Here is a 6228-nt window from a genome sequence, read left to right as displayed (position 1 = left end):
GTAGCTCTGCGTCGACCGCCATTTGCTTGCCCGGCAGAGCATCCAGCGTGAAACGCGCCGCCACTTCTGCCACCCGTTCGGCACCCTTCGCGAGGACCATGAATTGCACCATGGTGACGACCAGAAATATGACGAAACCCACCACGATATTGCCTGAAATGACGAAATCGCCAAAAGTATGAATAATGCTGCCGGCCTCCCCCTCGGCCAGAATCAGTCGCGTCGTTGCGACCGTGAGCGCGAGACGGAATACAGTGGAAATCAAAATAACGCCGGGCAAAGAGGAAAAATCAAGTGGAGTACTGACATACAGGGCAACCATCATCAGCAGTATGGCCAACCCCATATTGAATCCTATCAGGGCGTCGACCACCACGACCGGGATAGGCATGACCATCATCGCGACAGCCAGAAGCAGCATCAACGCAACCATTAAATCCGGGCTGGCCGGCGCACGCTTGATGAAGTCACGCAGGACGTTGGCCATCGAGACACCTTTGCAATCGGTTGAGACTTACTCTGCTGTTACGCCATGAAACGTGGCTTTCGAACTCCGAAGGCGCCTCAGCCTTGGCCAGCGCGTGACCCTGCATGAGAGCCACAAGCAGGCGCGAAATGGCTGGGCAGCAAATGTTTCCAACGCAGCCAGCTTGTCAGCACCGAGCGCGGCAGGATGTTTGGCTGGCCATAGAGTGCTGCTTGATGGGGCCTGCGAGCTTTCAATATTGGAGAGCAGCAATGCGGCCATTCCTGCTCAGCAGCACACGGCTGTCCTCAATACGTTCGACCACCCATCCATCAGCCAAAATGGCGCCGACAAAATACTTCTCGCTGTCGATGACAATATATGGTTGGACCCCATGCCACACAGCTTCGACCGCGATTGCGGATGGCGCCTTCTCCTCTTTGATGAGCACTCCGTTCACCAGTGTTAGAGTACCCTTGGTGCGACGATCGAACGATTGCTGAAGCTTCTGCCAGCTGATGACCGATTCAGACGTGACGGTGCCTTCGGCGGTCACAACACCCTTTGCCGACCCAATCTTGACGTCGAGAAGACCCGCTCGATCGACTTCCTCCTGCAGCTCTTGGGCCGCTGCCTCCGTAAGTTCATTGTCAGCGCGGTGACTGATCGTTCTGGACGCGACTTCAGCCCGAAGTGAATTGGGGCTCGATCCACTTGCATTGCCAAGATAGGAGATCGTGCCTGAAAGCGCGCCGATCCCGAGTGAGCTGATTATGACCATGGCGAGCACACCGATCGGTAGGCGCGGTATGCCGGTCGAACCAGGCGGCTCTGCATCCTGCACGGACAAAGCAATGGACATCTCGCCTACGAGCAGGACGACAGGAAGGGGCACAACAACGGACTGGCCTGCGGCGATATTCCGGTTGCCCTCGATACTGATTCCGGGTGCAAGCGCCTCCAGTTCGATCGACTTGCCAAGAAGAGTTACACGAAGGTGATGCGGTGCCAGTCCCTGCTCGACAAAGACCAAATCGGCATCGAAGCCGCTGCCGATTAAACACTTTTGAAGATCCGTCTTGCCGGTCAGACCGCAATAGTGCCCCGAACGCACTTCGAAACGGAGGGAAACGGCGTCATCCACAGAGCATCTCTCAAACAGGATAGAAGCCGCATGGCAATTGCCATGCGGCTCATTTCGGGACTACGTCGCGTCAATAAGGAGACGCGCTAAGGGGCAGTCTAAAACCCGCCTCCGACATTACGAAACGCGTTCGTCGGCGGCCTTCTTGATGGTCTGGAGATTGGTCGTTAGAGTGCGCAACTGGACACTCCTTTTCGTCGCCTCCAAGCTAACATTGGTTAGTTCCTGCACTTGCGCCTGAAAAGCAGTAGCATCAGCTCCGCTTGTATTGCCGGGAGTGCCACTGTTAGTTTTATCGGTATTGCCGGCGCTACTGGTATTGGTATTGCCTGATTTTTTATTATTATCAACTGCAGCCATGATCATTCCTTTTTCTGTTGGAGTTGTGCCGTCAATAACGGCCTGTATGACCTCACGCCGGATTTTCCCGCGTCAGGCATCTTCTGTGTCATCCAAAGCTTCATCGGCCTCAGCCATCGCATCGTTCGCGAATTGGAACGCGAACGATCGCAGGATACTTTGGAAGGCTTCACTTTGTGCTGCAGACTGTGAGTTGTCTTGAAGTTGATCATTTGAAACGGTCCGGTTATCCGCCCGATCGTTCCCGCCAGCTGCCTTGCCATCATTCCCACCAGCTGGCTTGCCATCATTGCCATCAGCCGGCTTGCCATCACCAGAATGCTCGGATTTCGAATCCCCATGGCCCTTTCGGATCAAGGAAGTCCCGAGGTTGCCAACTCCACTCCCAATTGCTGCTATCATCAGGTACTCCGGCATTTGCCATTGGCGGCGACGTGTTAAAGGTTAACCTCGATCAAGCTAAGGGCGGGAGCTTTCGAGAACCTGACGGCTTTTGACAAAAACCGGCCAGCGCAAAAACCGTATGCTCTGCAGGATGTTGCTCTCGCATCGAACAGTCGACCACGATCTCGGCTGTTCGGCCAATCCCGCCGTCCACGCATGCCGCGACCGAATGGCAGCCGCAGCAGCTGGTTTGCATCTCGATGCTGTGGTGTCGAACAGGAGGCACGGTCCACGTGCTGCATGACCGCAATGACCGTATTCTTGCTGGCTCCACGGGCGCACGCAACGAGCAGGAACTCGGTCTTTGCATCACCATTCTCTCGCCTGCACATCACGGCCCGGCGCGGTGAGCTCATTGGCCTCGAGAAGGTCGGCGACCGTACGAACATGGGATGGTCTGCCGGCTTTGGGAGGCCGGTGCGGATCCTCTTCTCACCATATCGAAAGCTTGAAGCGGTCGGATTTTCTTGCCCTGTTCGTGAGAACTCCCATCGTCAGCTAATCGTCAGCCAAGCGGTCTATCTAGGCCGGCCGTGCCTGACCTTCGGATCCAAAGGTCCCGTCTCGACACTTTTTGTAACTATAGATCGAAATGGTTTCCCGCGCGATACGCAACGCACACGCTTCTCTGAAGCAAATGTGTGACTTTGTCGGTGGCGAACGAGAGGAGTGACGCATCAATAAAATCGTCAGGCACGTGTCTAGGAAGGGGAGCTGGCCGAGTTGGTCTGATTTCATTCGCTGTTCCTGGAAATCGGCGGACTGAAGCGCTGATAATCTCAGGACATCGATGGCAACGTTGCGAAAGTCCTGTGAGCTCGGGCCAATCTTGGCCTGCTACTGAGAAGCACTTTGGCGGGAACATTACGCCGTCGCGGGTCTGGCTGACCGTGACGTTAACCGAAAGATGCCGCTGGTCTCGTCAGCCGCCAGCACAATAGCAGCACATTCTCGCCTACTACGGAGACGCAATATGAAGGGCATTGGCCGACCACGGAAATCGCAGGCTGAAACTGGAGCCAGCCGCGCGGGGCGGGCGAGCAGTTCCCTTTCGCAATCAAGTCTTGCTGCGGGAGAAGGTGGACAGTCATTCGATTCCGTTGTGGAGCAGATGCGCTCTGGGGACGCCGATAGGAGGCCCTCCTCCCTTCCAGTTGCGCGCGGTCCAGGCGATGCCCGCGAAAGTCTGCCAGGCGCCTCGATTGGCGAAGATCAAATCCTGAACACACCGCCACGTGGAGCCGCTGCGCCACCACGCGGAACCGTAGCGCCACGTGGCGCAGCCGCAAGGCGGCGCGGTTCTCCCTCCATGTCTGAGGGCGAAGCCATGGCGCCGGTCGGTAGCCAACTATCAACCGCGCAGGTGGAAGGCACCAGCTCATCGTCAAATGAAGATATCAGTCCGACACAGCTCAGAATGAACAGTCTTGTTCAACAACTGACTGATTGCGAGGCTGCGGCCAGGAAAACCGACGTTCCCGAGGAGGCGGTGGAGCTGATCAGTCGGGTCGTCGGTGCAGCCTCAGCAATTCTGGAGTACCGCGCTAGCCTGCCTGCGGCTGAGGCGCAGACAATTATGCCAGACGACAAGGTGCGTAGATGTTGCCAGATCGTGTGCGACGCCGCGAATGAAGTAGACCAACTTGGCCTGTCGACGATCACGAAATTGGACGAAAAGACCAAGATAGCGGCAGGTATGGTCGATAGACTCTACTCCTACTCCCAGGCGGACCGGCAGGAGCTGTTGATTTTAAATGTGGAGAACCACCATACGGCGGCAATTAAGTGGTGGGAAAAAAAGGCATGGCGCTCCGAACGACAGCGATCCGCCTGCGCTGCCACCGCTAGCCTATCCAGTGGAACGCCCGTGATGCGGGAAGCCGAGCGGTGCGCACTGCGGCTGCGTGCCGGCTCGGTACTGAGTGTCAGGATCTGGCTGGTCCGTGAGCGGATCGGTCTTGCGCGGGCCAAGATTGAACTGCGGGCGAGCAGGTTCGAGCCAGATTTGAAGGAACTCCTCGTCGGTCGAAATGGAGTGGTGCAGCTGATGGCAAGCGCCGCTCAAGAAGCTCTTCGCGCCCTCTCTTTGGCGAAGGGCATAATGGATGGCAAAACACTCAACGCTCATGATTGCGCGGTTGTAGAAAAAATCATGGAGCGGCTTTCGGATTTTGGATTGGCGTTGCACGAGGTGCATACCAAGCTAAGCCATACCTACCCAGATGCCGGCCTCCCATTGAAACTGTTCGAACGGATCGTGGACGATGCATGGATCACTGCGCACGATGCCATGCACTTGTTGAACCTGCAGTCTCCGCCGTCAGCCATCATGGCGCCACAGGCCCAGGCGGGCGCTGCGATGCCGGCCAGGGCAGGCGCTGCGATACCGGCTGACACTGCTGGTACGGCTGCAGTGTCAGAAGGCACTACAGCGCGAAGGAAAGGGAAGTCAAAGCATAAGTCGGCAGCTCGCGCCGGGACTTCTGCCGCCGGGCAGCCATCAACACCAGTCGCTTCGAACGCCGGCACAGTGCCAGCAGCCAAGGTTCTCGCGCGCTCGGATCAAGTTGCGAGTACACAGGTGAGAGCGCAAGAGGTGGCTGCGAGTTCGTCGGGGGCAGGCTCGACAATCGGGGGCGCCGCGTTGTCAATGGAGGTATTGACGGAGCGGCTCAAACGATTGGACGAACTTTTGCAGTTCGATCTGGCCGGTCAGCAAAGCGTCGTCTCCCAAGTGCGCCAGATGAAGCCTGAGGAGGCCGGTAAGGTCGTGGACGATGTGGCCCAGTACCTGCGAGCCCAGGCCATTGAGATGCAAACCTGTCTCGCCGGGTTGCACGGGCGTAATGTACGCCTGCTACTCACCTCCACCCAGCTACCCAAAGTGCACGAACGCACAGACCAGCTCAAAGGGTTGCTGAACATGGTGCTGGGACAGGCCAACGCATTGAATGAAGGAAAAGCCGGCATTACGACTGATTGCATGAAGACCTACGCATTTCCGGCGCAAAAATACCTGGAACATTTGTGCAATGCCGACGAATTGATGCCGCCGGAGGCACCGGTCGCGCTGCGTGGCGAGCCAGGAAAGCTGTTTGAGATGAAGCTGCAGCCCAAGATGCTGGTCAATGGTGCGATGCCGAGCCCGATGTGGGTGCACATCCACACGAGTCGCCCCGTCTTGGCCAGAAACTTAGAAGGGCTGGCTGATTCCGAATTCACCGCTTGCCACGTTAAATCCAACGAACAGCGCGGCTACAATCGAGAGCGAGAGGAAGCCGATGCTAGGTCCGGTCGCGAGAAGGTCATAATTCATCGCGGCAAACTCACCCCCGCTTTCTGTAAGTCTTTGTTGACCTCGGGGCTTGGCCGCCAACCACGCAATTCGCGTGCCGAGCTCCCGTCGGCGCAGGCTGCATGACAGGGCACGTACTTTGGGGTCTAGGGCAGAATGCGGCCGGCCACGCTGTGAGTCAGCGAGCATTTCTCCTGGCCAAACCGCGAATGCCGCTGCGCGAGTTGCGGTCCGGCGATTGGAGTCGATCGGCTACCGTCAGGGCCGATTTGCGATGTCGCGTTACCTGCTGTTGACGTGGCGGCGTATCTTGCCTCCCATCCAACTTATCGCCGAGATCGCGCCGCCAAGATCGAGGCGGAAGGTCTTCCTGCGAGCGCGGAGCAGGCATAGCCGATCCGATCGGGATCGGCGCATCGCAACGACCCAACGGTGTGGTGGAGAAAATTGGATTCGGGAGAGCTCGTATCCAAGAGGCGGAGTTCCGGCCCGAATACAATCCGCTCGCAAGCACCCACG

Annotated in this window: 5 protein-coding genes; 1 reads left to right on the top strand and 4 read right to left on the bottom strand. The window is 57.5% G+C overall.

The features are described from left to right. From EN939_RS17030 to EN939_RS17015, 4 genes are all read right to left on the bottom strand, one after another. Positions 1-487, bottom strand: a 487-nt coding sequence (locus EN939_RS17030) for an FHIPEP family type III secretion protein (protein WP_206528302.1), incomplete at its 3' end; no start/stop codon positions are given. Positions 488-719: 232 nt separating this feature from the next. Beyond that, a complete protein-coding gene (locus EN939_RS17025; RefSeq protein ID WP_127248571.1) occupies positions 720-1610 on the bottom strand; it encodes a SctD/MshK family protein in 891 nt (296 codons plus the stop codon). Between the two features lie 117 nt (positions 1611-1727). Then, the gene (locus EN939_RS39125) at positions 1728-1970 is read right to left on the bottom strand and encodes a nodulation protein NopA (RefSeq protein ID WP_224570034.1); all 243 of its coding nucleotides are present in this window, start codon (positions 1968-1970) and stop codon (positions 1728-1730) included. A gap of 72 nt (positions 1971-2042) precedes the next feature. After that, on the bottom strand, positions 2043-2372 hold the full coding sequence (locus EN939_RS17015) for a hypothetical protein (protein WP_081714433.1): 330 nt from the start codon (positions 2370-2372) through the stop codon (positions 2043-2045). A 1369-nt stretch (positions 2373-3741) separates the two neighbouring features. Here EN939_RS17015 and EN939_RS17010 point away from each other — a divergent pair. Next, positions 3742-5835: a hypothetical protein gene (locus EN939_RS17010; RefSeq protein WP_245473106.1), complete on the top strand. Its 2094-nt coding sequence runs from the start codon at positions 3742-3744 to the stop codon at positions 5833-5835. Positions 5836-6228: the final 393 nt, after the last annotated feature.

The sequence above is a fragment of the Mesorhizobium sp. M7A.F.Ca.CA.002.05.1.1 genome (assembly GCF_003998335.1).
GTDB lineage: Bacteria > Pseudomonadota > Alphaproteobacteria > Rhizobiales > Rhizobiaceae > Mesorhizobium.
Note: the sequence above shows the minus strand (reverse complement) of the source record. Positions and strands in the feature narration are given on the sequence as shown.